The following is a 22,589-nucleotide window of genomic DNA, read 5'->3' as shown; positions in this document are numbered from 1 at the left end:
TCAGCCCTAAAACGACAAAACCCCGAACATTGCTGTTCAGGGCTTTTGGAATAAATGGTGCCTCGACCCGGGATCGATACGCACGCGCAGCAGCGGGACACGACGCGTGGCACTGGTTCGATTTCAGCCCTAAAACGACAAAACCCCGAACATTGCTGTTCAGGGCTTTTGGAATAAATGGTGCCTCGACCCGGGATCGAACCAGGGACACGCGGATTTTCAATCCGCTGCTCTACCAACTGAGCTATCGAGGCACTGACTTTACGTCTAATCACAACACTAAAAAGTATACTTGGTAGCGCCGTGGGTGCGTATTAAACGGATTCTTGGCTATCAAGTCAACCGATTTTTAATAAATTTTTAGTTTTAAGGTCTGTTTGCTCGAAAACCCAGCAAATAGGCCCCTATTTGTTCAGTATTCTAGTTTAATTTAAGCCGAAGGTGGAACATATCCTTCAATATCTGGCTCTTTTCCTTCAAACAAATATCCAACCATTTGCTCTTCTAAAAACTTTCGAGCTTCTGGTTCCATCAGATTCAATTTATTTTCATTGATCAGCATGGTTTGTTTTTTTTGCCAATCGGCCCAAGCTTCCTTACTTATGTTATCAAATATTTTCTTACCCACTTCTCCCGGATATAATTGAAAGTCCAGCCCATCGCCTTCTTTTTGTAGTTTTTGACAAAAAACCGTTCTGCTCATAATTAAGGTATCCCAAATGTTCTATTAAAGATTTTTGCGTAGTGTACTAAAAAGTTTAATCGTTGGCGCAGCTAATCCTACTTTTGCAGGAGATTTTAAATCATACCAAAGGGTTTCTTGCTCTTCGACTCTCAAAGTCGGTGGTTTATTAAGGTGCATCAACAGCGGTTTTATATCTAGATGAAAGTGGCTAAAAGTGTGGCGGAACTCTTCTAACTGCTCAATTTGGATATCACCTAATTGCAAATTACAGGCCTTGCTTTGGGCATCTTGCAATGATTCCGCTTCATATAAACCAAACAGCCCTCCCCAGATGCCCGAAGCTGGACGTTTATAAACAAGAACCTGATCCTGCCAAATGGGTAGAAGCATAACCGTGGTTCGTACTGGTGTGCTTTTCTTCGGTTTTTTAGTTGGTAATTCGGCTTGAGTCCCTTGGGCATAAGCCAAGCATGTTGTTTGCACTGGACAGGCATCACAGTTAGGTTTAGAGCGGGTACATAGTGTCGCTCCTAAATCCATTATCGCCTGTGTATACAGCCCAGTATCGGTACTTGGCGTCAAGTCATCAGCGTATTGCCACAACTGTTGTTCTATTACCTTACTGCCTGGCCAACCATGAATTCCAAAATAGCGGGTAAGCACACGTTTCACGTTGCCATCAAGAATACTGATAGGTTTACCACTGGCTATAGACAGCACAGCACCGGCAGTTGAGCGCCCTATTCCCGATAAAGCTACCATGCCTTCCAATGTATCTGGAAACTTACCAGCATACTGATCTCGGACAGTTTGAGCAGCTTTATGTAGGTTCCTTGCCCTTGCGTAATAACCCAGGCCAGTCCAAAGATGCAAAACATCATCAACTGGGGCATTGGCTAACGCGAGCACATCCGGGAACCGTTGCATAAAGCGATGATAAAAAGGGATCACGGTTTTCACCTGAGTTTGTTGCAGCATGATTTCTGACACCCAAACTCGATAAGGCGTTTTATCCTGCTGCCAAGGTAGATCTTTGCGACCATATTGATGATACCAGGTAAGTAGTTTTTGACTAAAAGTTGTGTCAGTTGTTGGACTTTGCATATTATCTTTAATTGATTTAGCGGTTTTCACGCACTGGGTTTGTTATGATCATACAAGAATTTTATTGAAATAGATTAATGATGCTTGAAATAACCACGCCTATTATATTTTTTCCCGGTACTTTGTGCGATGAGCGTATTTGGATTCCAGTATGGAAACAACTTAATATTGCCCAGCGCAGCTATGTCCCTTTGCAATGGGCTGATACTTTAGAGCAAATGCAAGCCTTGAGCGCTGACCGTATTAATAGCTTTGAACAAAAAGTGCATTTAGTCGGGTTTTCTATGGGCGGCTATATAGCGGCATTAACGGCCCTGCAATACCCAGATAAAATTGCTTCACTAACCTTAGTTGGATACTGTCCTAACGGACTCAGTGAACAGGAAGTGCAACAACGTCAAATGCTTGTAAAAATGATCGACGCTAAAAAGCCAGTGACCATGAACCAAGCCAGACTCGCACGTTTTTTCACTCAATTGGAAATGCAAAATGCTGACTTAGTGAATATCGTCAAAGAGATGGAAAGCGATTTAGGCCCAAGCGTGTTGAAAGCCCATGTGCAATCCACAACTCCCAGACCGGACCTATCTGCAAGACTGAAATCTAGCAACTTTCCACTGCACTTTATTGCCGGCGAGTTAGACCAAATCGCGCCAGCTAAACCAATACAAGAATTAACGTCTAGAATAGCGACCGCGGATTATAGTCAGATCGATGGAACAGGACATATGATGCTCCTAGCCCAACCTAAAGCAGTGGCAGATCAGCTTTACAAACGACTAAGCTAAACTGGATACACTAGTAAATTGCTTGAACCTGCGTAAATACAAGGTTTCAGCTAGTGCAGGTGTTCGATATAAGGTAAAATACTGCGCGTTTTTAGCACACACTTTCTAGATAATCATTTTATATATAAGAGATAACATTTGCATGAGCCAATTTAAAACTCAAGAAGAAGCCGAAGCAGCAGGCGTATACGTTCAAAAGGTACGCAGCTTTGTTAAGCGCGAAGGTCGTTTGACTAAGGGGCAAGCTAAAGCCTTAGAAGAGTTTTGGCCAACCATGGGGTTATTACATGCAGATGGAAAGCTCGACTTCGCAGAAGTCTTTGGACGCAGCGCCCCCGTTGTTTTAGAAATTGGCTTTGGTATGGGTAAGTCCCTGGTAGAAATGGCGGCCAATGAACCAGAAAAAGATTTTATTGGCATTGAAGTTCACAGGCCCGGTGTAGGTACCTGTATGGCAGACGCCAACGAACAAGGTGTCACTAATTTACGGGTATTTGAACACGACGCAGTAGAGGTATTGGCTGATTGTATTGCCGATGAAAGCCTAGATAGACTGCAACTTTTCTTTCCCGACCCTTGGCACAAAAAACGCCATCACAAACGTAGAATTGTACAACCCGAATTTGTACAGAAACTTCGCTCTAAGCTGAAAATCGAGGGTGTATTCCATATGGCGACGGATTGGGAAAACTACGCTGAACATATGCTTGAAGTAATGCAAGCAGCAGAGGGATTTAAAAACTTGTCCGAAAATCAAGATTATGTGCCGCGACCAGACAACCGCCCCCTCACTAAATTTGAGCAGCGTGGTCATCGTCTTGGCCATGGTGTATGGGATCTGATGTTCGCGAGGGTAAACTAATGTTGTCACCCACCAGCCAAGTTCTGGTGCGTAATAAAGAGATATTTGAGCAAGGAAAGTGGATCTTTGTTAACCCTCCTGAAGCTGATATTTTCTCGGCGTTGAGTAATTCAGAAATATTTGGATTTCATCAATTTTATGATGTCTTTCAACAGTGTCCCAAAAATGACAAACATGTATTTTCTGCGCACTACCCAGTTACTCAAGCCAATACCCCAAATTCAGACCTGTTTGATGGCGCAGTGATTTACATGCCTAAGTCGAAAGAACAGGCGGCATTTCTAATTGCTAATATGGCAGCATGCGTTAAATCAGGTGGCAATATTTATTTAGTTGGAGAAAACAAGTCGGGTATTAAAAGCGCCGACAAATTGTTTACCAACATTTCCCAGCGAGTAAACAAAATCGACTCAGCACGTCATTGCAGCTTATTTTGCGCTTTAATAGAACAAAGCTTTACTTTTGACGTTGAAAAGTTTGTTCAATACAAAGAAATTCAAGTCAAAGACACTTTATGTAAAATCGCTTTTCTGCCAGGCATATTTAATGCTGGCGCCCTCGATCCTGCCACACAACTTTTAATCGAGAATTTACCTGAGAAATTAACGGGAAGAGTGCTAGACTTTGCATGTGGCTCAGGCGTGATTGGCTGTTTTGCTGCAAAGAATCACCCTGATATTATCCTTACCCTAAGCGACGTTAGTGCCATTGCAATCTTTTGTAGTCAACGCAGTTTGGCTGCCAATAACCTTAAAGGAACAGTGGTGGCGTCAAACGGGCTTTCCGAGGTTAACCACAAATTCGATGCAGTGTTAACCAACCCTCCGTTTCATACTGGCATAAAAACGGATTACAGTGTCACCGACAAGTTTATTAAAGAAGTGAAGTTTGCTTTACTACCTAAAGGCACATTGATGTTAGTAGCCAATCGGTTCTTACCTTATCCAGATATTATTAAGGGTTCACTCCCTATGCTTTCAACACTGGCACAAACTTCTAAATTTAACCTTTACAGGGCGCAAAAATAGAATAGAGTTATTTGTATAAACAATTTATTTAAAGTAACTGAAGTGACTAGCTATTTTAGGCGTGCCGCTTGCTACTCAGTTAGGTGGTCATGTAATCTGCTATTCTAGTTGCAGTCGCAATGACTTTACTGCCAAGTTTACGAATTGGAGAGATAAATATTGAAGATTCTTTTTGTAGTTTCAGAAGTAGAAGATTTAGCTAAAACAGGGGGATTAGCTGATGTGGCAAAAGCACTCCCCATCGAATTAAAAAAGCTCGGGCATGATGTCGTCATAGTGATGCCCTATTACAAACTTTTAGCAGATAAATTTGATGCTCCAATAGTTGCCTCCGAAGGTATTGTCTCTAGTAACAAGACCTACTCATTTAATGTTCGCCAAATTCAGATTCAAGATGTACCAGTTTTTTGTGTGGATTTTCCTGAGTATTTTCATCGTGATGGATTTTATACTGACGGATATCACGCTTTCGCTGACAACGCCCAACGCTTCGCATTTTTCGCAGATGCCGCTTTAGCAACCAGCCGTGCAATCCATTTCCAACCCGATATTGTGCATTGCAATGATTGGCATACGGCCTTGACCCCCTACTTCCTGAAAACCGATAACAGTGGATTTTTCGCCCACAGTAAGTCTGTATTAACTATTCACAATGGTGCTTTCCATGGCACTCATCGCTTAGATGAAATCCCCTACGTTAGCAATCATAGTGCGCTGCATAACCAATTAGATGGGGATGCGTTAAACTTTCTACGAATCGGGATCCGCTACGCTGATAAGATTAATACCGTCAGTCCTAACTATGCCCAGGAGCTACTGACAACCTTAGGTAGCCACATGTTGTATAACGAATTTTCTGCCAGACGAAACGATGTATCAGGAATTCTGAATGGTTGTGATTACAGTCAGTGGGATCCTGCTACAGATAAACATATTCCCGCCAACTTCGATGTAAATAATCCAGCGGGTAAAGCAGAATGTAAACGTAAACTGCAAGAAACTGCAGGGTTCGTACAAAAAAACGAAGTTCCTTTAATTGGTATGGTTTGCCGTTTAACCGAACAAAAAGGCTTCGGTTATATATTGCCCATTCTTGAAGATCTTTTACAACATAATGTGCAACTTCTAATTGTCGGCACAGGCGATCCGTCAATAAGTGAAGTGTTGCACAGACACGCGCAAATACACCCAGATAAATTCATTTTTATTGAAACCTTTAGTGTTGAGTTAGCGCATTTGTTGGAAGCGGGAAGCGACTTCTTTTTAATGCCTTCGCTATTTGAACCCTGCGGCTTAAATCAGATGTACAGTCTAGCCTATGGAACCTTGCCCATAGTGCGCGCAGTGGGTGGATTGAAAGATACGGTTGTTGACGTTATTCACCAGCCTGACATAGCTACAGGGTTTGTATTTGAGCACCCAGACAGTTCAGCACTGCTTGGATGCATTTATCGAGCGCTACTTCATTTTTATGAATACCCAGACAGCTTCAACGCTATGAAATTAAGAGCAATGAACACCCGATTTACCTGGCATCAAGCGGCTTTGGAATATGAGGCACTTTATCAGTCATGCTGAAGAATAAGCGCCTATGTGTTTTAGGTAACGTCACTGATGTGTTGCTGGCAATAGTATTTTCTTGCAGCTTAACTTTTACAGTTAACGCTCAAGAAAATTTGCCCGATAAATGTATTCAACTACCTGAACGTTCTAGCGTCTGTCCAAATATTTTATACAAGCGCTCTCCTGTTGATATCCCGCAATTCGAGATAAAAGAAGGAGAGATGCTGTGTATCTGTATGGCTGATTTTAAAACGTTACGCATTGCGGCAAGTGATGATGCCGGAAAGGTAGCGCAAATAATAGAATTAACTAAAGTATCAGTAAAACTAAATATCGATGAAAAAACACTGCTTGAAGTCATTCGAAAGTAATGAGTTGAATCCGATTAACCAGATTTAAATCTTTCCACTATTATTGGATTAAGTGTTTTCTTTTTAAACAATTTATATCACTATAATCCTTAGTGGTAACATTGCCACAAACAAAGACAGATTAACTTTATGCTAACTGGCGCAAAAAATTTATCTTTAAAAACCTTGATTGTATGGATGGTTATGGCCATCACAACCTTGGCCCTTGTGGTTACCTCTAGCATTTCTTTAATCAACCAAATTAATAATTATAAAAATGAGCTCACACAACAAGTTAAGGTGTACGCGGACATTATCAGCAACAATGCAGCGGCCAGTTTAGAGTTTGATGATAAGTTAAATGAAGATGAGAATTTACAAACCCTAGCATCCGCAGACTTCATTGAGGCCGTCTATATATACAAAAAAGTAGAAGGGCAAGAGCCAATTTACTTCACCAGCTATAATCGCCCCGGCCAAGCCCCAACACCGAAAATGTGGGATCGACTTGACAGTTTAAAAACCCCCACTCAAACAGACAATGCATTTGAATACATTAAAACCATTGAAATAAACGATGAAGTGATTGGTTATGTGTACTTGCGTGTTTCCGCAAAAATATTAAATGATTTAATTGCCAGCTCAATTTTAACTACTTGCGCAGTGTTGTTAGTAATACTTGTAATTTGCTATTTACTGACCTTACGTTTACAAAAAACCTTAGCCACGCCAATAATTAACCTCGCGGCATTAGTACAGCGTGTTTCCAGACAACGAGATTATAAAGGTCGAGCAGAAACCACCAACATTAAAGAACTCGACATTTTAGGGGCAGCGTTTAATGACATGCTAGATCGCACCCAACACTATTTGAAAGAACGAGACTCTGCAGAGGAAGAACAACAGAAGCTGCATGCAAGCTTAGAGGAAAAAGTACATCTTAGAACTATGGCGTTGAAAAAAGCCAATCAAGAACTCATAGAGACATTGGAAAAATTGCATCAATTCCAACGACAGATGGTTCAAAACGAAAAAATGGCATCCCTTGGCGATATGGTGGCCGGCGTTGCCCACGAAGTTAATACGCCAATTGGTTTAGGTGTGACGGCTTCAACAATGATGCTAGATAGACTTAAACACATAGAAACAGAATTCGAAGCGAAAGCGTTAAAAGCCAGTACCTTATCCAAATTCATAACCGAAGGGCAAGAAAACCTTAACATCATTTATCGTAATTTAAACCGTGCGGCTGAGCTCATTTCCAGTTTTAAACAAGTAGCGGTTGACCAATCAAGTGAAAGAAACCGTATATTTTCCGTTGCACAATTACTAGATGAAATATTGATGTCTATGCGACCTAAGTTGAAAAAATATCATCACGTGATAGATATCCACTGCCCTGAGGACCTGTATATAGAAACAAAAGCGGGCCCAATTAACCAGATTATTATGAATTTAGTAATGAACTCTATCATTCATGGTTTTGAATTTACCGACAAAGGCAGAATTGATATCTATATAGATATGCCTTCAGAAAATAAAATAAGAATACGCTATGTTGATGATGGTAAAGGTATCCCCGAAGCCCTTAGAAAACGTATTTTCGATCCCTTTGTAACCACCAAACGAGGCCAAGGTGGCAGTGGCTTGGGGATGCATTTAGTTTATAACTTAATTACGCAAGCTTTGAATGGCTCTATCACCATTACCAGTGAAGAAGGTAAAGGTGTTGAATTTATAATTCTTTTTCCTGTAAAAAGGGTTGATTCTGCAAATTTGCCAAACGGGATTTGAATGATGATCAGCAGGCTTGCCATTTTCATTATTGTCACCTGGAGTGCTATTGTTTATGCACACAATAATGATTTTGAAGTGACTCCAACATCAATACGCTCTACTTTCTTTCTGCATGTTGTAAATTACTCCCAATGGCAACAAAGATTCACAAGTTTGAAATTTTGTTCAATGGAGCAAGCACCTCAACAGCACTATCAAATACTGCAAAAATCAGATTTAGTGACTAAAAACAATTTAAAGATAGATTTACAGCTCGTAAACACGTTTTCAGATGCAATTGAGCAGCGCTGTAACTACATTTTTATTGATAAATCCCAAGAGTCTAAACTTTTGTATAAAGATTTGAAACAAACTAGCTTATCTATTGTCACTATTGGTGAAACTATCGCTTTTCTTAGAAATGGGGGGTTGGTTAGCCTAATAGAAGAGAATGGCAAGATAAAAATCTATATTAATAAACAACAGTATGCTAATTCACCTGTAAAATTTAGCGCTAGACTACTAAAGTATGCAAATTTCACTGGATAATAGCCTGATTAAACGATATTTTCTGTTAAACTAACTATATTGAAATAAAACGGATAAAAACAATGACGCCCAATATACTAATCGTTGAAGATGAAGTAGTAACAAGGACTACTTTAAAAAGCTTATTTGAAGCCGAAGGTTATAACGTATTCGAAGCTGAAGACGGCAGCGAAATGCATGACTTTTTCGAAAACAACAACATTAACTTAGTTGTTATGGATATTAATTTACCAGGTAAGAATGGTTTGATACTCGCACGGGAAGTGAGAGACCGCAAAAATGTCGGTTTAATATTCTTAACAGGAAGAGACAACGATGTTGACCGGATTTTAGGATTGGAAATTGGTGCAGATGATTATTTAACTAAACCATTCAACCCTAGAGAGTTAACTATACGTGCACGAAACCTATTAAATAGAACCCTAAGCAATCATGAGGACGACGATCTTCCAAGTCGCGTAAGCTTTAATGGTTGGATTTTAGATGGTGATAGTCGTAGCTTAATTTCTCCGAGTCAAAATGAATTCCGTCTTCCTCGCAGTGAATTCCGAGCCTTACATTTATTTTTAAGTAACCCTGGCAAAATATTGACTAGAGAACAGTTGATTATGGAAATGACAGGTCGTGAATTGCGTCCTAATGACCGTACCGTTGATGTAACCATTCGTCGTATACGTAAACATTTCGAATCAGAAGTAAACTCAGAAGACTTAATCGTCACCATTCACGGTGAAGGTTACCGTTTCTGCGGCTCTGTAGATATGTAATCTCTCCAGACCCAATAAACAAGTTAAACCAAAAAAGGGCTTTCAAAGCCCTTTTTTATGGTTTCTGCGCCCCTAAAAGGGGGCAAAGTCTATATAGTGAATTTTTTGATTAACTACCTGCCAGTTGCATTTCACTTACTAATATAGAACCTGTATGGATGCTACCCCGGGTTTCAGCTACTGCTCCAATGGCAGAAATATTCATCAGCATATCTTTTAAATTACCGGCAATAGTGATTTCATGAACAGGGTATTGAATGACGCCATTTTCGACCCAAAATCCTGCAGCACCGCGAGAATAGTCACCAGTTACAATATTCACACCTTGACCCATCAGTTCGGTTACTAGCAATCCTGTCCCCATTTCTTTGAGTAGAGCTTCATCACTATGACCCGTGTGCTTAACTAACCAATTATGTATACCTCCGGCATGACCATTGGTCTGCATTCCTAACTTACGAGCGGAATAGCTAGTTAACAAATAATGATCTAACACACCTTTGTTCACTATGGTCATGTCTTCGGTTTTAACCCCTTCGTTATCAAAAGGTGAGCTGGCAAGTCCTGACTTAATATGAGGACGCTCTAAGATTTCAAACCAACTGGGTAAAACTTGCGTTCCTAAACTGTTTAGTAAGAAGGATGACTTACGGAATAAACTACCACCGCTAATCGCACTAACAAAATGCCCGAGTAAACCTGCTGCCACGTCGCGATGAAAAATAACGGGGATTTTAGCCGTTTTCAGTTTACGTGCATTTAGTCTGCTAAGGGTAAACTCAGCGGCTTCTTTACCAACTTGTGCTGCGGAAGTTAACAAATCTCTTTGACGACTTACCGTGTAACTATAGTCGCGCTGCATATCACCGTTATCTTCTCCAATAACAACACAACTTAGACTGTAACGGGTACTTGGATAACCCCCTATGAAACCGTGACTATTGCCATACACCTTCATACCAATATTTGCATTATAGGAGGCACCGTCTGAATTTGTTATTCGCGGGTCAAACTCCAAGGCTGCCTCTTCAGCTAATATAGCTTGCTGTATGCCATTTTCGGTATCCAGCTCAATAGGGTGATACATATCCAAATCGGGATAATCATATGCCATTACGGACTCATCAGCCGGACCCGAAAAAGGATCTTCACTGGTATACTTGGCAATTTCACAGGCTTTTTCCACGGCTAGGGTTAGGGCATTAATACTTAAATCTGCAGTGGACGCACTGCCTTTACGTTGGCCAAAATAGACACTAATGCCCAAACCACCGTCATTGGTAAACTCAACGGTTTCCACTTCTTTTAATCGAGTCGATACCGAAATCCCCTCGACTTTAGACATGCTAGCTTCCGCATGACTGGCCCCTTTTTGCTTGGCCAATGCCAATACATCTTCAACTGCTTGTTGAATTTGGGCTAATTGTTGCTCCATTTGCATATAAGACTCACTTTCTTTTCACAACTTTTAATGCTGTGAGGTATTAGCTGGGTTACAATTGGCATAGTGTAACATTAAAGACATTATCATGAGCGATACGAATTTCACCGAAAACGGTCCAGAACAAGAATTTAAAAGCAAAACCCAACTTAAGCAGGAAAGTCTTGCTATTCAAAAATTGGGAGAAGCTCTCGTTGAGCTAGGCGCGGCGTCGTTAGCTAAAATCCCCATGGATGAAGAGCTCGCTGAAGCAGTTGAGTTAGCCCGCAAAATTAATAAGAAAAAAGACGGTTACCGCCGTCAATTACAATTAATTGGCAAGTTGATGCGCCACCGCGATACTCAACCTATTCAGTTAGCCCTTGATCAACTGCAGTTAGCTCACCGACAACAAACCAGCAAGTTTCATCACGTCGAAGAAGCAAGAGATAAAGTACTTCAAGGTGATAGAGGCATTGAAGCTTTGCTTAACGAACATCCGGAATTAGATCGTCAAAAATTAAGGCAATTATCTCGCCAAGCCAAAAAACAGCAAGAATTGAACAAGCCCCCAAAAGCCGCCCGAGATTTGTTTCAATATTTAAAAGAATTCATGTAGGCGGGTGCTTTAGCCCCGAGAAATGCCCATGGCCAGGCATCCATGGCCTAAAGACCATGCTACACATACCGTGCAACCCCTAAACATCCATGGCCTAAAGGCCATGCTACAGGCCCTGGCCGTGTTAGAGTGCGGTTCCGCCCACGGTTAGCTCGTCGACTTTAAGGGTTGGCTGACCAACGCCCACAGGTACGCTTTGCCCGTCTTTACCGCATACGCCAACACCTTTATCTAGGCTCAGATTATTACCAATCATTGAAATCTTTTTCATGACTTCGGGACCGTTGCCGATCAAGGTTGCACCTTTGATTGGAGTGGTAATTTTTCCATTCTCAATTAAGTACGCTTCGGAAGTTGAAAAAACGAACTTGCCCGATGTGATATCAACTTGGCCGCCACCAAAATTCGGTGCGTAAACACCTTTATCAATACTACTTATAATTTCTTCGGGGCTATATTGCCCTTCTAACATAAAGGTATTGGTCATTCTTGGCATTGGCAGATGTGCATATGACTCTCTACGGCCATTACCGGTTGGGTTAACTCCCATTAAACGTGCATTTAGTTTATCTTGCATATATCCAGTTAACACACCATCTTCGATTAACACGTTACGCTGCGTGGTCGTGCCTTCATCGTCAACTGACAATGAGCCACGGCGGTCTGTTAACGTGCCGTCATCCACAACAGTTACCCCTTTAGCCGCTACTTGCTGACCCATTTTACCGCTAAAGGTTGAGGCACCTTTGCGATTAAAATCACCTTCTAGGCCATGCCCCACGGCTTCATGCAATAACACTCCCGGCCAACCGGCTCCTAGTACAACAGGCATCAATCCGGCAGGGGCGTCAATGGCCTGCATATTTACTCGTGCCATATGAATCGCTTCATCAGCTAGCAATTGGTAGCGAGTTTTATTCCCTTCGACTTGTAAAAAATATTCATAACCGTAACGTCCCCCCATCCCAGCACTGCCGCGCTCTCTGCGTCCATCATTCTCAATTAAGATGGAACAATTGAGACGTATAAGGGGGCGTATGTCGGTAGTAAAAGTGCCATCGGTCGCCGCAATCAGCACTTCTTCGTAAACTCCACTAATGCTGACCACCACCTGCGTGGCTAAGGGTTCTTGATCACGAATATATTTATCTACGTCTTGCAATAAAGTAATTTTTTGATGTTCTTGCATACCAAGAATAGGGTTCTCAGCAAAATATCGTGCAGAAGATTGTTTTGGCGCACTAGCAGCAACTTTAAAGGTCCCTCCAGAAGCCGCGATGCTTCTCGATGCTTTTGCCGCTTTGCTTAAAGCCTCTTGGCTAATATCATCTGAATACGCGAAACCGGTCTTTTCACCGCTAACAGCACGTACACCTACGCCTTTTTCTATATTATAGCTACCGTCTTTGATTATTCCGTCTTCCAATACCCAACTTTCATGCTGACTAGATTGAAAATAAATATCGGCAAAATCATTTTGATGCTGACAAATTAAGTTTAAAGCGGATACAACCTTATTGGGATCCAAATCTGCTGCATTTAATAAATTTTCTTCGACCAAATTAGACAAGGTAACTCCTGAATTGATTATGTTGCTGAACTGGCATGTTAGTGCGAATTCGACTTATTTCGTTAGCATCAAATTTAGCGCTAACGGCACCACTACCAGTTTCTATCTCACACAAGGTGTCGCCCCAAGGAGAGATGACGCAAGAATGGCCGTAAGTTTCCCGCCCATTAGCATGAATGCCACCTTGGTTAGCTGCAACTAGATAACATTGCTTTTCTATTGCTCTGGCTTTTAACAGAGGCTCCCAGTGGGCTTTTCCTGTTGCACGGGTAAATGCACTTGGCAACACTAATACATCAATGTCGCCCATAGCTGTGAACATGCTTGCAAAGCGCACATCATAACACACAGCCACACCTATTTTGCCGAAAGGTGAATCAACGACTACGAGTTTATCGCCAGCTTGAGTATATTTAGACTCTAAATAGTTGCGAGTTCCATCTTCCACTTGTACATCAAACAAGTGGATTTTTTGATAATCATCTACACGTCTTCCAGCGTCATCAAATACTAAACAGGTCGCACTATACTTTCCCGAAGTGGAGGTAGAAATAGGAATAGTTCCGGCAATTATCCACACTTTATATTTCTTCGCCATGGCCGACAAAGCCTCTTGAATTGGACCTTCTCCTAGTTCTTCAGCAATTAACAGCAAGGCTGAGTCTCCTGCGCCGAAACACGCAAAACACTCGGGCAATACAATTAGGTCTCCCGGCTGTTGCTGAGAAACATATTCTTCAACATGTTGAAGGTTAACCGATACATCTGGACTTGAAACTAGCTGACATGCGACTAAATTGGCCATTAATACCCTCTCGTATCATCTATTTGTAAATTCACTCTCTCATCGGGAAGCACCTGAAGTGGGACATCGTCTTCATCCAGTTCAACAGGCGTATTTCGTGCGGGCAACGCAACTTCTTTACTTTTTCTGTCCAACTCTGTGAGTATTGGCTCATCTAAGGTGCCGGTAACTGAATATTTTACATTTGAAATAACTTTTGCCTCAGTCAGTACCTGATCAATTGCCAGAGCAGCAATGGCTGTGGCAGGGTTAACCATCCAATACACTAACAGTGGCAAACTAGAAGTCACGTTAGGGGTAAATTCGATACGGTAATTTAACTCTTTACTGGATAAGTCGGTATAACCCGCAATCAACATCTCACCAGCGGCGCCGTCAATCACCATGTCTTGGGTTTCAGCTTTGCCACTCACAATTTGTAAAGAACCATCCATTTTGTCGTAGAAGAAGCCTTTAGCAAATACATCCCTAAAATCCAAACTTAATTTGCGCACCAACGATTGTAAACTTAGGAAACTAAAAATTCGGGAACCTTTATCACTCACTTCTGATAAATAGCCGTCAGTTAATCGCCAGTCGATATTTCCTCCTAAACTAGCAACTGAAAATTTATGGGGAGCATCCTGCCAATTTAAATCAAAGTTAAAATTCGCTTTCGAATCTTTAATCCCAGAATCAAAACCCAAGCCTTTAATCAATGCTCCAAAATCTGGACTACTAAGCTCACCCGTCAAACGCGTACTGGAGCCTTGCTCGCTGATAAACCAGTCTCCGCTGGCATATAATATACCGTTATTATTGTTAAACCTTAGGCTATCGATCTGCATCCCCGTGGGCGCTCTTGATAAAGAAAAGTCAACTTTACCAAGATCTTTACCGAAGAGTTTGCAACTTTTGCAGTCGAAATTAATTGGCGGTAAGTTTTGTAAATCTTGCCCCTGTATGGCAGGATTATTTTCGGTTTCATGCCACTGGGCTAAGTCGATAAAATCCGCATCAATATCCACACCACGGTTCAACCAATCGTCATATAATGTGACTTTTGCACGAATCTGTTCGGCATTAAACTCCAATAACCAGTCATCGTTTAAGTGTTTCGCCACCAATTCCAATTGATTGATTTTTTGCCCCGCTACTAGCATATTTTCTGCATTGACATGAACCCGTTGAGGCGCTGCTAAAATGGGGCGTTCATTGTTCCGAGGGATATCTCCGATCAAATTTGCGATGGCTTGATACCAAGCGTCAAAATCTGCGTCTTTTACACTTGCTGAAATGCTAAACCCAAGTCCCATGGCTATAGATTCACTTTCGCCTATGGCTAAATGTGCACGAGAAAATTGCATTGTATCGTGGGGTAACACCCCTTCAAAAGAAATAGAATCCCCCAGCAGCAAACTGAAATTAGAAGCATGATTACTGCCATTACCTGTTACAAACAACTGCTTTGCTTGATCACTTCTTTTATTAAAGGGTGCTGGCAGACTGGAACTCACTCCTTGTAAATTACTGACTAATTCAAATTCGTAGTCGTAACTACTTTTATTCAAAGTTAACTGGGTGTTTGCTTGCCAAGCGCTATGTCCGTCAAGGTATATATTCATGCTCGGCTGATGCATCTGCAATAATGGTTGTACTTGCCAATCACCTTGAAGTTCAATATCCGCTTTATAGGCACCGCTTGGATCAGAGAAGCCGTCAAAATTAGCGGTAATTTGTTGATTAAACAACTCTCCTTTAAGCCCATTAAATTGAACTTTTTCGTTGGCAAAGGAAACTTCACCCTGCATGTTTTCAAAATTTAAATTGAGGCTAGGCAAGTAAACTGGGTTTCCCTTCAACTTGACTTGCCCCGTTGCTAACACATTTTTACCTGTCAAAGGAATGTGCAAATCCAGCTTAGTTTCAAGGGTGCCGCTAACATTTACCCCTTCGGTTAACACTGTACCTAAGGTGTTCGCTAGAAAGCTATCTAAGATCAGTTCCGTCACATCCGTACTTTGAGCACTAATATCCGCCTCAATATTTAGTACCGCGCTATTATTTAGTTGTGGGATCTGAGCGGAAAGATCAGAAAAAGCGACATTTTTTAATTTACCTTCGTGGGCGATCATTGACAGGCTCTTGTTTTCAAACAGCAGGTCAACATCCATATCGGTTAACTGTGGCCAATCAGGGGCAAACTTAAATTCGCTATCATTCACATCAATACTGATCTGAAATATTCCCTGGTGACTCTCAAACGGAAATTGATTAACAGAACCTTGCCAAAGTACCTGTGTAGACGCCAATTCACCACTTAACATAGCGCCTTGTAAGTAGGCCTTTGTTTGGGCGCCCATATAATGGTCAGGGAGTAGTTTTTTAGCTTGTTCAACATCGATTTTGCCGATATTAGCAAACAAATTGAGTTCGTTATCTTTGCTATCAAACGCCATTTGAAGATCGATATTTAGCTCATTACCAACTAGGGAAAAGTTGGGTATATCAACCTGCACACCTCGAGGCTGCCAATCGAGGAAAACGTCAAAATCTATCGACTGATAATTTATATTTTCGTCTAGTGTATTGTTCGCAGCGAATTCTCCCTGGCGACCATTTATCGACAACTTACCCAAGTTGTCGAACATATGGAAGCTACCAGCAACATGATCCACCCCCGGCAAGCCATCCACCTGATTCCAACTAACATTAGAGAAATTCGCAGTGGTTGAAAATTGCTCTCCTAGCAATATAGCCAGTTCATCAATACGGGCATTGGGCTTAAGCTGTTCGATAAAATCAATGGTTTTCTTATCAAATGCCAGTGGCAAAACTGGTAACAATGAACGAATATTAACCGGTGTGGTCATTTGAAAATGGGTTAACCCGTTACGCCCAATATGCCCAGTCCAGCTGGTTAATAAGCTTTGTTGTTTAGATTCTAAAATCAGATCATCAATATTAAATTGCCATCCCTGAGCATCTGGCACGCCACTTATTCTGCCGCCTACGATAGCAGCATCCACCTGACTTTCCGGTGAGGTCCAGGAAAACTCGCTTTTATTCAAAATCATCTGCACATTTTTAATGCTGTTTTTATTCACCTCGGCCCAGAATGTAAAATTTCCTCTACTTTGAGTCAGTTGATTTTGAGTGCGAATCAATTGATTTAGCCAAGGCGACAAATCCACCTCTTCGCCGCGGGCGTAAAATGTGCCACTAAGATTGTCTTTGTCCCCAGTCAAATCAAGACTAAAGGTAGCAGAGTTATTGGCCAACTCCACCACTCGCAACAAACCTTCCCCTTGGTGGCGGTTGTCTTTGTTCAGCCAGCGCAATTGTTGTATTTGAATCAGTTGTTGATCATATTGAGTGGTCACATCAATGACACTGTTACTAATTGAAAAGCGTTGTAATTGCTGTAAAAACAAATCTTCTAACGCATCTACCACGGGAAATTTGCTTTCTGAGGTTTGAATACGTGCTAAGTTCACTGAAAGTGCTAAGCCACTTAATTCGAACCGACGAGACTGAATTTGTCGAGCTACAAGAGTGCTCCAAAAGTCGATTTCAATTTGGGTGTCTTCAATTTCTAGGCCAATGGGAGACTGTGCATCTTGTTGCAGCTTAATATTTTTGAGAACCAATGATGGACCACTTTTGGCCCAATTAGCGGTTAACTCGCCAATGGTTAAGTTAATGCCATAACGATTACTCAGCCAAGTTTCAATTTGCTGTTTGTTGCCATCTAGATAGGGCAACGAGAAACGCACAATACTTAGGCCTACGGCCACCAGCACTAGCAGCACAGCGGCTAGCGTCCATAGTTTTCTGACTAGGTAGGCGGCATAGAATGAGGCGGGTTTCACATCATTACCACATCGAACTTATCTTGGTTATATAACAATTCAGTTTGCACTTTTATTTGCTTAGAAACGAACACCTCTAATTCAGCTAACATATGAGATTCTTCCCCCAACAATGCTTCGGCTACGGCTTGAGAGGCATAGACGACAAATTTATCTGCGTCATAAGCACGATTGACCCGCACGATTTCTCGCATCACCTCAAAGCAGGTGGTTTCCACTGTTTTAATTGACCCCCTGCCCTTGCACGCTGGGCATTCACCACAAAGAATATGCTCTAAACTTTCACGGGTGCGCTTGCGCGTCATTTCGATTAGACCCAGGGCTGTAAAACCATGAATATTTGATTTTGCTCTGTCTTTACTTGTAGCCGATTCTAAGCTGTGTAAAACGCGGCGCTTATGATCTTCATCGGTCATATCGATAAAGTCGATTAGAATCATGCCACCAAGATTTCTCAATCTAAGTTGACGGGCTATGGCTTGGGTGGCTTCAATATTGGTATTAAAAATGGTTTCTTCTAGATTCCGATGACCAACAAAGGCACCAGTATTAATATCTATGGTAGTCATCGCTTCGGTTTGGTCGATAATTAAATAACCACCAGATTTTAAGTCCACACGGCGCTCTAGTGAGCGTTGAGCTTCATTTTCAACGTCATATAAGTCGAATATGGGTCGTTCGCCTTGATAATACTCAAGTAGTTTATTTAGCTCGGGCACATACTCTTGGGTAAAATGCTGTAGCTCTTGAAATGACAATTTAGAATCTATTCTTATGCGATCTAGCTGGGTACCTACAAAATCCCGCAGTACTCGTCTTGCTAAGGGTAAATCTTCGTACAAGACATTGCCTTTTCGGCCTTTCATACGCGATTGGATCTTCGCCCACAAGCGTTTTAAAAACTCCGCATCTGAAATAAGTTCTTTTTCCTGAACGCCTTCAGCAGCAGTACGCAGAATAAATCCACCGTCATCACTACAATATTCCTGAACTAATGACTTGAGTCTTTCTCGTTCTGCTTCATCTTCAATGCGCTGTGATACACCTACATGGTCAACACTGGGCATAAACACTAAATAACGGGAAGGAATGGTAATATCGGTGGTAAGCCTTGCGCCTTTTGTTCCGATGGGGTCTTTCACTACTTGCACAACTATGTCTTGCCCATCTCGCAACAGATCACGAATGTCTTTCTTGGCAATGGATGTGGTGGACATCTCGTCGCTAACTTCATTGTGAAAGGCAATATCAGAAGCATGCAGAAATGCAGCCTTATCTAAACCTATATCAACGAAAGCTGCCTGCATACCCGGCAAAACTCGACTTACTTTGCCACGATAGATATTCCCCACCAACCCACGTTTGGTGTGACGCTCAATATGAATCTCTTGCAAAATACCATTCTCAATCAAGGCGACTCTTGATTCAGAAGGGGTTACATTTATCAGTAATTCAGCACTCATACAGCTTAATACCTACCTGTTTAATTAATTCACTGGTCTCGTACAAAGGTAATCCAACCACGGCACTGTAACTGCCATTGATGTGTTTCACAAAATTCCCTGCAAAACCTTGAATACCATAAGCGCCCGCTTTATCTTGTGGCTCGCCAGTTTGCCAATACCATTGCATTTCCGCTTCAGTTAATAATTTAAAACGAACCTCTGTTTTCACCACTAGGTGGTCAGTACCGTCAGCGGTTTTTAATGCTACAGCAGTCATTACTCGGTGCTGCGTGTTGCTGAGTTGCAGCCACATTTGTCGAGCATGTTCAAAACTCTCAGGCTTTCCTAATACTTGTTCTTCACTACCACTGCCCACAACGACAATGGTATCAGCACCTAATACAGCATCAATCTGACCATATTGAAGCCAACCTTGCTGGGCTTTTTCAATGGCCAAACGCACAACGTAACTGTTAGAGTCCTCATTGGCTAATTGAGTTTCATTTATATCTACATTAAGTGTAGTAAATTTTACGCCAAGTTGACTTAAAAGCGCTTTTCGCCTCGGTGATTGAGATGCTAGCAATAACATGTAGGACCTTAAGTGATTCTGAATTGCCGTCTGACTTTACGCAACAAACCAAATATCCATGGCCACATAAGCATAGAGGTCAATACAGGCCAAAGGTAAGTAAACAAGAAGATCACGTCAGTTTGTAAGTGTTGTAACCAAAATACCACCAAGTGATACAAGGCAGATAAGGTGCCAATGATAAAAGCCTGTTGCCACAAAGAATAATTGCGCAAACGTTGATAATTCGACACCAAGACAAAAATATTAATACTCATAGCGAAGCTATGCACGCCCAAACTTGTGCCCATTAAAATATCTAAAACCAAGCCGACAATGAAGGCGACCCCCACATTCACTCTGCTTGGAAGGGCTAACGCCCAGTATGACAAAACCAGTAAGACCCAATCGGGTCGAAACTGCTCAACGGTTATTGGCATTGGTACAATTTGCAGAATCAACGCGATAATAATACTTAAGAAAATAGCATAATTACGCAGCTTCATTTGGAGTCCGCCGGAGTTGCAGGTTGCGGCATGATGGGTTGCGTTGGTGCATCCGCTGGCCACAACAACAATAGGTATCTCAACCTGTCGAGTTGAGCGATAGGAGTAGCGGTTACAAGGGCAAAAGGACGACTTTCATCACGAACAATGGAGGTAATAGTTGCTGTGGGATAACCTTCTGGGAACACATTGCCCAGCCCTGAGGATACCAATAGATCCCCCACCTGAATGTCAGCACTGTGCGCTACATGTTCCAACACAAGTTCATCAAACTGACCTGAACCACTGGCGATAAGCTGAACATTGTTTCGCGCATTACGCAGGGGAATAGCATGGGTAATATCGGCCAATAACAGTACTCGACTGTTAGTTGTCCCCACTTCCATAATTTGTCCGACAATACCTTTGTCGTCTAGTACAGTTTGGCCCTCATAAACTCCGTTAATCGCGCCTTTATCTATGATAATTTGCAGGCTAAACGGATTATTATCCACCGCCATTAACTCGGTTACCATTTTTTGGATAGGCGCGGAAACTGGCGCTCCAAGGAGTGTGCGTAAACGATCGTTTTCAGCTTCTAACAAATCGAACCTTTGCAATTTCTCTGACATTTTCATCGCTTGCAAGGTTAAATTCTGATTATCTTCTAGTAACTTTTGATGGGTAGAGAACTTCTCAGCACCTGAACTCAACATTTGCCCAGGTAAGCTGGCAATATACTGAAGAGGACTAACGATGGAGTTTAAATACACTTTGACTGAGGCGAAACCATCATATTTGTGGTCGACAAAAATGAAGATAACAGAAACGAATAAGGCCAACGCGAGTCGACTGACAAGTGATGGCCCTCTTGTAAACATGGTATTCATTTAGGCTAAATACCTGCTTGATAGTGTTTGTATAAAATTAACGACGTCCAGCACAAATAACCCCTTACCCAGATTATTCGTAACTAAACAGGTCACCACCATGAATGTCTATCATCTCAAACGCTTTACCTCCGCCACGAGCAACACAGGTAAGCGGATCATCAGCGATGACAACAGGGATACCCGTCTCTTCCATAAGTAAGCGATCAAGATCTTTTAACAATGCGCCACCGCCAGTTAAGACCATTCCACGTTCAGAAATATCAGATGCTAATTCAGGAGGTGATTGTTCCAGAGCAACCATGACTGCCGACACGATCCCAGTAAGGGGTTCTTGTAGTGCTTCTAGAATTTCATTGCTGTTGAGCATGAACCCTCTAGGTACGCCTTCAGCTAGGTTACGGCCCCGAACCTCTATTTCACGAACTTCTTCGCCTGGGTAGGCAGCGCCAATTTCGTGTTTAATTCTTTCTGCCGTTGCTTCACCAATTAGTGAACCAAAATTACGACGAATATAATTAATGATGGCTTCATCAAACTTATCACCACCGATGCGAACTGATGAAGAATAAACCACACCATTTAACGAGATAATGGCGACTTCAGTAGTACCACCACCAATATCAACCACCATGGAACCGGTAGCTTCAGATACTGGCAAACCTGAACCGATTGCGGCAGCCATAGGCTCATCAATGAGGTATACGTCTCTAGCACCTGCACCCAAAGCAGACTCACGAATAGCTCGACGTTCTACTTGAGTTGAACCACAAGGCACACAAACTAATACGCGCGGGCTGGGCTTAAGAAAATTATTGTCATGCACTTGTTTAATAAAGTGTTGAAGCATTTTTTCGGTCACGTAGAAGTCGGCAATCACACCGTCTTTCATAGGACGAATCGCTTTAATATTTCCAGGTGTTCGACCTAGCATTTGTTTTGCAGCAGTACCCACCGCAGCAACACTTTTTGGACCGCCAGCGCGCTCCTGACGAATTGCAACTACTGAGGGCTCGTTCAAAACGATCCCCTGACCTTTAACGTAAATTAGCGTATTTGCAGTACCGAGGTCGATTGATAAATCGTTTGAAAACATTCCTCGAAGCTTTTTAAACATGAACAGACCGCACCCTGTTGGAGATAGACATAATGATCCGCTAACTTTACCAATGCCCCTTTAAATCAGCAAGTAAAGAATAGGTTTATAGCCCCTTAAGAGCAAAAGAATTTTACTTTTTGCAGGTTTAGGGAAAAAATTGGCGAAAAACCATCTGTGGGCGGGTGCTTTAGCCCCGCGCAAGATCAGGGGAATATGCATTATGCCCATGGCCTAAAGACCATGCTACAAGAACACCTGTAGGCGGGTGCTTTAGCCCCGCGCAAGATCAGCGGAACATGCGATATGCCCATGGCCTAAAGACCATGCTACAAGAACACCTGTAGGCGGGTGCTTTAGCCCCG

Annotated in this window: 20 protein-coding genes and 1 tRNA gene; 9 read left to right on the top strand and 12 right to left on the bottom strand. The window is 42.1% G+C overall.

All coding sequences use genetic code 11. The annotated features are described in order from the left end of the window. Positions 1–178: 178 nt before the first annotated feature. The 3 genes from Q4574_RS21115 to mutY all read right to left on the bottom strand — a co-directional run bounded on the left by Q4574_RS21115 (position 179) and on the right by mutY (position 1,789). Positions 179–254 (bottom strand) — tRNA-Phe (locus Q4574_RS21115). A 176-nt stretch (positions 255–430) separates the two neighbouring features. Next, positions 431–703 carry an oxidative damage protection protein gene (locus Q4574_RS21110; protein WP_303477601.1) on the bottom strand — a complete coding sequence of 91 codons (273 nt, stop codon included), beginning with the start codon at positions 701–703 and terminating at the stop codon, positions 431–433. Between the two features lie 24 nt (positions 704–727). Beyond that, complete coding sequence (gene mutY, locus Q4574_RS21105; protein ID WP_303477598.1) at positions 728–1,789, bottom strand: A/G-specific adenine glycosylase; 1,062 nt, start codon at positions 1,787–1,789, stop codon at positions 728–730. 77 nt (positions 1,790–1,866) lie between these two features. On the opposite strand from mutY, the gene Q4574_RS21100 reads away from it, so the two are divergent. The 8 genes from Q4574_RS21100 (at position 1,867) to arcA (ending at position 9,472) form a co-directional block, all read left to right on the top strand. Then, positions 1,867–2,577 carry an alpha/beta fold hydrolase gene (locus Q4574_RS21100; RefSeq protein ID WP_303477596.1) on the top strand — a complete coding sequence of 237 codons (711 nt, stop codon included), beginning with the start codon at positions 1,867–1,869 and terminating at the stop codon, positions 2,575–2,577. 142 nt (positions 2,578–2,719) lie between these two features. Then, positions 2,720–3,439, top strand: a complete 720-nt coding sequence (gene trmB, locus Q4574_RS21095) for a tRNA (guanosine(46)-N7)-methyltransferase TrmB (RefSeq protein ID WP_303477593.1) — start codon at positions 2,720–2,722, stop codon at positions 3,437–3,439. Next, positions 3,439–4,467, top strand: coding sequence for a methyltransferase (locus tag Q4574_RS21090; protein WP_303477590.1), 1,029 nt, complete (start codon positions 3,439–3,441; stop codon positions 4,465–4,467). The genes trmB and Q4574_RS21090 overlap by 1 nt, the downstream gene beginning before the upstream one ends. 159 nt (positions 4,468–4,626) lie before the next feature. Next, the gene (glgA, locus tag Q4574_RS21085; RefSeq protein ID WP_303477588.1) at positions 4,627–6,045 is read left to right on the top strand and encodes a glycogen synthase GlgA; all 1,419 of its coding nucleotides are present in this window, start codon (positions 4,627–4,629) and stop codon (positions 6,043–6,045) included. Next, the gene (locus tag Q4574_RS21080) at positions 6,039–6,401 is read left to right on the top strand and encodes a hypothetical protein (protein WP_303477586.1); all 363 of its coding nucleotides are present in this window, start codon (positions 6,039–6,041) and stop codon (positions 6,399–6,401) included. The genes glgA and Q4574_RS21080 overlap by 7 nt, the downstream gene beginning before the upstream one ends. Before the next feature lie 129 nt (positions 6,402–6,530). Beyond that, positions 6,531–8,174 (top strand): ATP-binding protein, encoded by a 1,644-nt coding sequence (locus Q4574_RS21075; RefSeq protein WP_303477584.1) that lies wholly within the window; start codon positions 6,531–6,533, stop codon positions 8,172–8,174. After that, positions 8,175–8,705, top strand: coding sequence for a YfiR family protein (locus Q4574_RS21070; protein WP_303477581.1), 531 nt, complete (start codon positions 8,175–8,177; stop codon positions 8,703–8,705). A 62-nt stretch (positions 8,706–8,767) separates the two neighbouring features. Then, the gene (arcA, locus tag Q4574_RS21065; protein WP_303477578.1) at positions 8,768–9,472 is read left to right on the top strand and encodes a two-component system response regulator ArcA; all 705 of its coding nucleotides are present in this window, start codon (positions 8,768–8,770) and stop codon (positions 9,470–9,472) included. A gap of 109 nt (positions 9,473–9,581) precedes the next feature. Here the strand turns inward: arcA and pmbA are convergent, their stop codons facing one another. After that, positions 9,582–10,913: a metalloprotease PmbA gene (gene pmbA, locus Q4574_RS21060; RefSeq protein ID WP_303477576.1), complete on the bottom strand. Its 1,332-nt coding sequence runs from the start codon at positions 10,911–10,913 to the stop codon at positions 9,582–9,584. 88 nt (positions 10,914–11,001) lie between these two features. Here pmbA and yjgA point away from each other — a divergent pair, with 88 nt between their 5' ends. Then, complete coding sequence (gene yjgA, locus Q4574_RS21055) at positions 11,002–11,511, top strand: ribosome biogenesis factor YjgA (protein WP_303477574.1); 510 nt, start codon at positions 11,002–11,004, stop codon at positions 11,509–11,511. A gap of 124 nt (positions 11,512–11,635) precedes the next feature. Here yjgA and tldD read toward each other — a convergent pair whose 3' ends face one another. From tldD to Q4574_RS21015, 8 genes are all read right to left on the bottom strand, one after another. Then, positions 11,636–13,081, bottom strand: a complete 1,446-nt coding sequence (tldD, locus tag Q4574_RS21050; RefSeq protein WP_303477572.1) for a metalloprotease TldD — start codon at positions 13,079–13,081, stop codon at positions 11,636–11,638. Further along, a complete protein-coding gene (locus tag Q4574_RS21045) occupies positions 13,074–13,886 on the bottom strand; it encodes a carbon-nitrogen hydrolase family protein (protein WP_303477569.1) in 813 nt (270 codons plus the stop codon). The genes tldD and Q4574_RS21045 overlap by 8 nt, the downstream gene beginning before the upstream one ends. Continuing rightward, complete coding sequence (locus tag Q4574_RS21040) at positions 13,886–17,737, bottom strand: YhdP family protein (protein WP_303477567.1); 3,852 nt, start codon at positions 17,735–17,737, stop codon at positions 13,886–13,888. Before Q4574_RS21040 ends, Q4574_RS21045 begins: the two co-directional genes overlap by 1 nt. After that, complete coding sequence (gene rng / locus Q4574_RS21035) at positions 17,734–19,200, bottom strand: ribonuclease G (protein WP_303477564.1); 1,467 nt, start codon at positions 19,198–19,200, stop codon at positions 17,734–17,736. The genes Q4574_RS21040 and rng overlap by 4 nt, the downstream gene beginning before the upstream one ends. Beyond that, complete coding sequence (locus Q4574_RS21030) at positions 19,190–19,774, bottom strand: nucleoside triphosphate pyrophosphatase (protein ID WP_303477562.1); 585 nt, start codon at positions 19,772–19,774, stop codon at positions 19,190–19,192. The genes rng and Q4574_RS21030 overlap by 11 nt, the downstream gene beginning before the upstream one ends. An 8-nt stretch (positions 19,775–19,782) precedes the next feature. After that, positions 19,783–20,259 carry a rod shape-determining protein MreD gene (gene mreD, locus Q4574_RS21025; protein ID WP_303477559.1) on the bottom strand — a complete coding sequence of 159 codons (477 nt, stop codon included), beginning with the start codon at positions 20,257–20,259 and terminating at the stop codon, positions 19,783–19,785. Then, a complete protein-coding gene (gene mreC, locus Q4574_RS21020; RefSeq protein ID WP_303477556.1) occupies positions 20,256–21,128 on the bottom strand; it encodes a rod shape-determining protein MreC in 873 nt (290 codons plus the stop codon). The genes mreD and mreC overlap by 4 nt, the downstream gene beginning before the upstream one ends. A gap of 73 nt (positions 21,129–21,201) precedes the next feature. Further along, positions 21,202–22,245, bottom strand: coding sequence for a rod shape-determining protein (locus Q4574_RS21015; RefSeq protein WP_008843593.1), 1,044 nt, complete (start codon positions 22,243–22,245; stop codon positions 21,202–21,204). Between the last annotated feature and the right edge of the window lie 344 nt (positions 22,246–22,589).

It is taken from the genome of Aliiglaciecola sp. 3_MG-2023 (assembly GCF_030548205.1).
Taxonomy (GTDB): domain Bacteria; phylum Pseudomonadota; class Gammaproteobacteria; order Enterobacterales; family Alteromonadaceae; genus Aliiglaciecola.
Note: the sequence above shows the minus strand (reverse complement) of the source record. Positions and strands in the feature narration are given on the sequence as shown.

What these genes read in the sequence shown, in the direction of transcription:
- arcA (WP_303477578.1), top strand. Translation starts at nt 8,768, where the DNA reads ATGACGCCCAATATACTAATCGTTGAAGATGAAGTAGTAACAAGGACT.
- Q4574_RS21100 (WP_303477596.1), top strand. Translation starts at nt 1,867, where the DNA reads ATGATGCTTGAAATAACCACGCCTATTATATTTTTTCCCGGTACTTTG.
- Q4574_RS21090 (WP_303477590.1), top strand. Translation starts at nt 3,439, where the DNA reads ATGTTGTCACCCACCAGCCAAGTTCTGGTGCGTAATAAAGAGATATTT.
- Q4574_RS21030 (WP_303477562.1), bottom strand. Translation starts at nt 19,774, where the DNA reads ATGTTATTGCTAGCATCTCAATCACCGAGGCGAAAAGCGCTTTTAAGT.
- mreD (WP_303477559.1), bottom strand. Translation starts at nt 20,259, where the DNA reads ATGAAGCTGCGTAATTATGCTATTTTCTTAAGTATTATTATCGCGTTG.
- Q4574_RS21110 (WP_303477601.1), bottom strand. Translation starts at nt 703, where the DNA reads ATGAGCAGAACGGTTTTTTGTCAAAAACTACAAAAAGAAGGCGATGGG.
- trmB (WP_303477593.1), top strand. Translation starts at nt 2,720, where the DNA reads ATGAGCCAATTTAAAACTCAAGAAGAAGCCGAAGCAGCAGGCGTATAC.
- rng (WP_303477564.1), bottom strand. Translation starts at nt 19,200, where the DNA reads ATGAGTGCTGAATTACTGATAAATGTAACCCCTTCTGAATCAAGAGTC.
- Q4574_RS21045 (WP_303477569.1), bottom strand. Translation starts at nt 13,886, where the DNA reads ATGGCCAATTTAGTCGCATGTCAGCTAGTTTCAAGTCCAGATGTATCG.
- Q4574_RS21080 (WP_303477586.1), top strand. Translation starts at nt 6,039, where the DNA reads ATGCTGAAGAATAAGCGCCTATGTGTTTTAGGTAACGTCACTGATGTG.
- pmbA (WP_303477576.1), bottom strand. Translation starts at nt 10,913, where the DNA reads ATGCAAATGGAGCAACAATTAGCCCAAATTCAACAAGCAGTTGAAGAT.
- mutY (WP_303477598.1), bottom strand. Translation starts at nt 1,789, where the DNA reads ATGCAAAGTCCAACAACTGACACAACTTTTAGTCAAAAACTACTTACC.
- Q4574_RS21015 (WP_008843593.1), bottom strand. Translation starts at nt 22,245, where the DNA reads ATGTTTAAAAAGCTTCGAGGAATGTTTTCAAACGATTTATCAATCGAC.
- Q4574_RS21075 (WP_303477584.1), top strand. Translation starts at nt 6,531, where the DNA reads ATGCTAACTGGCGCAAAAAATTTATCTTTAAAAACCTTGATTGTATGG.
- yjgA (WP_303477574.1), top strand. Translation starts at nt 11,002, where the DNA reads ATGAGCGATACGAATTTCACCGAAAACGGTCCAGAACAAGAATTTAAA.
- mreC (WP_303477556.1), bottom strand. Translation starts at nt 21,128, where the DNA reads ATGAATACCATGTTTACAAGAGGGCCATCACTTGTCAGTCGACTCGCG.
- Q4574_RS21070 (WP_303477581.1), top strand. Translation starts at nt 8,175, where the DNA reads ATGATGATCAGCAGGCTTGCCATTTTCATTATTGTCACCTGGAGTGCT.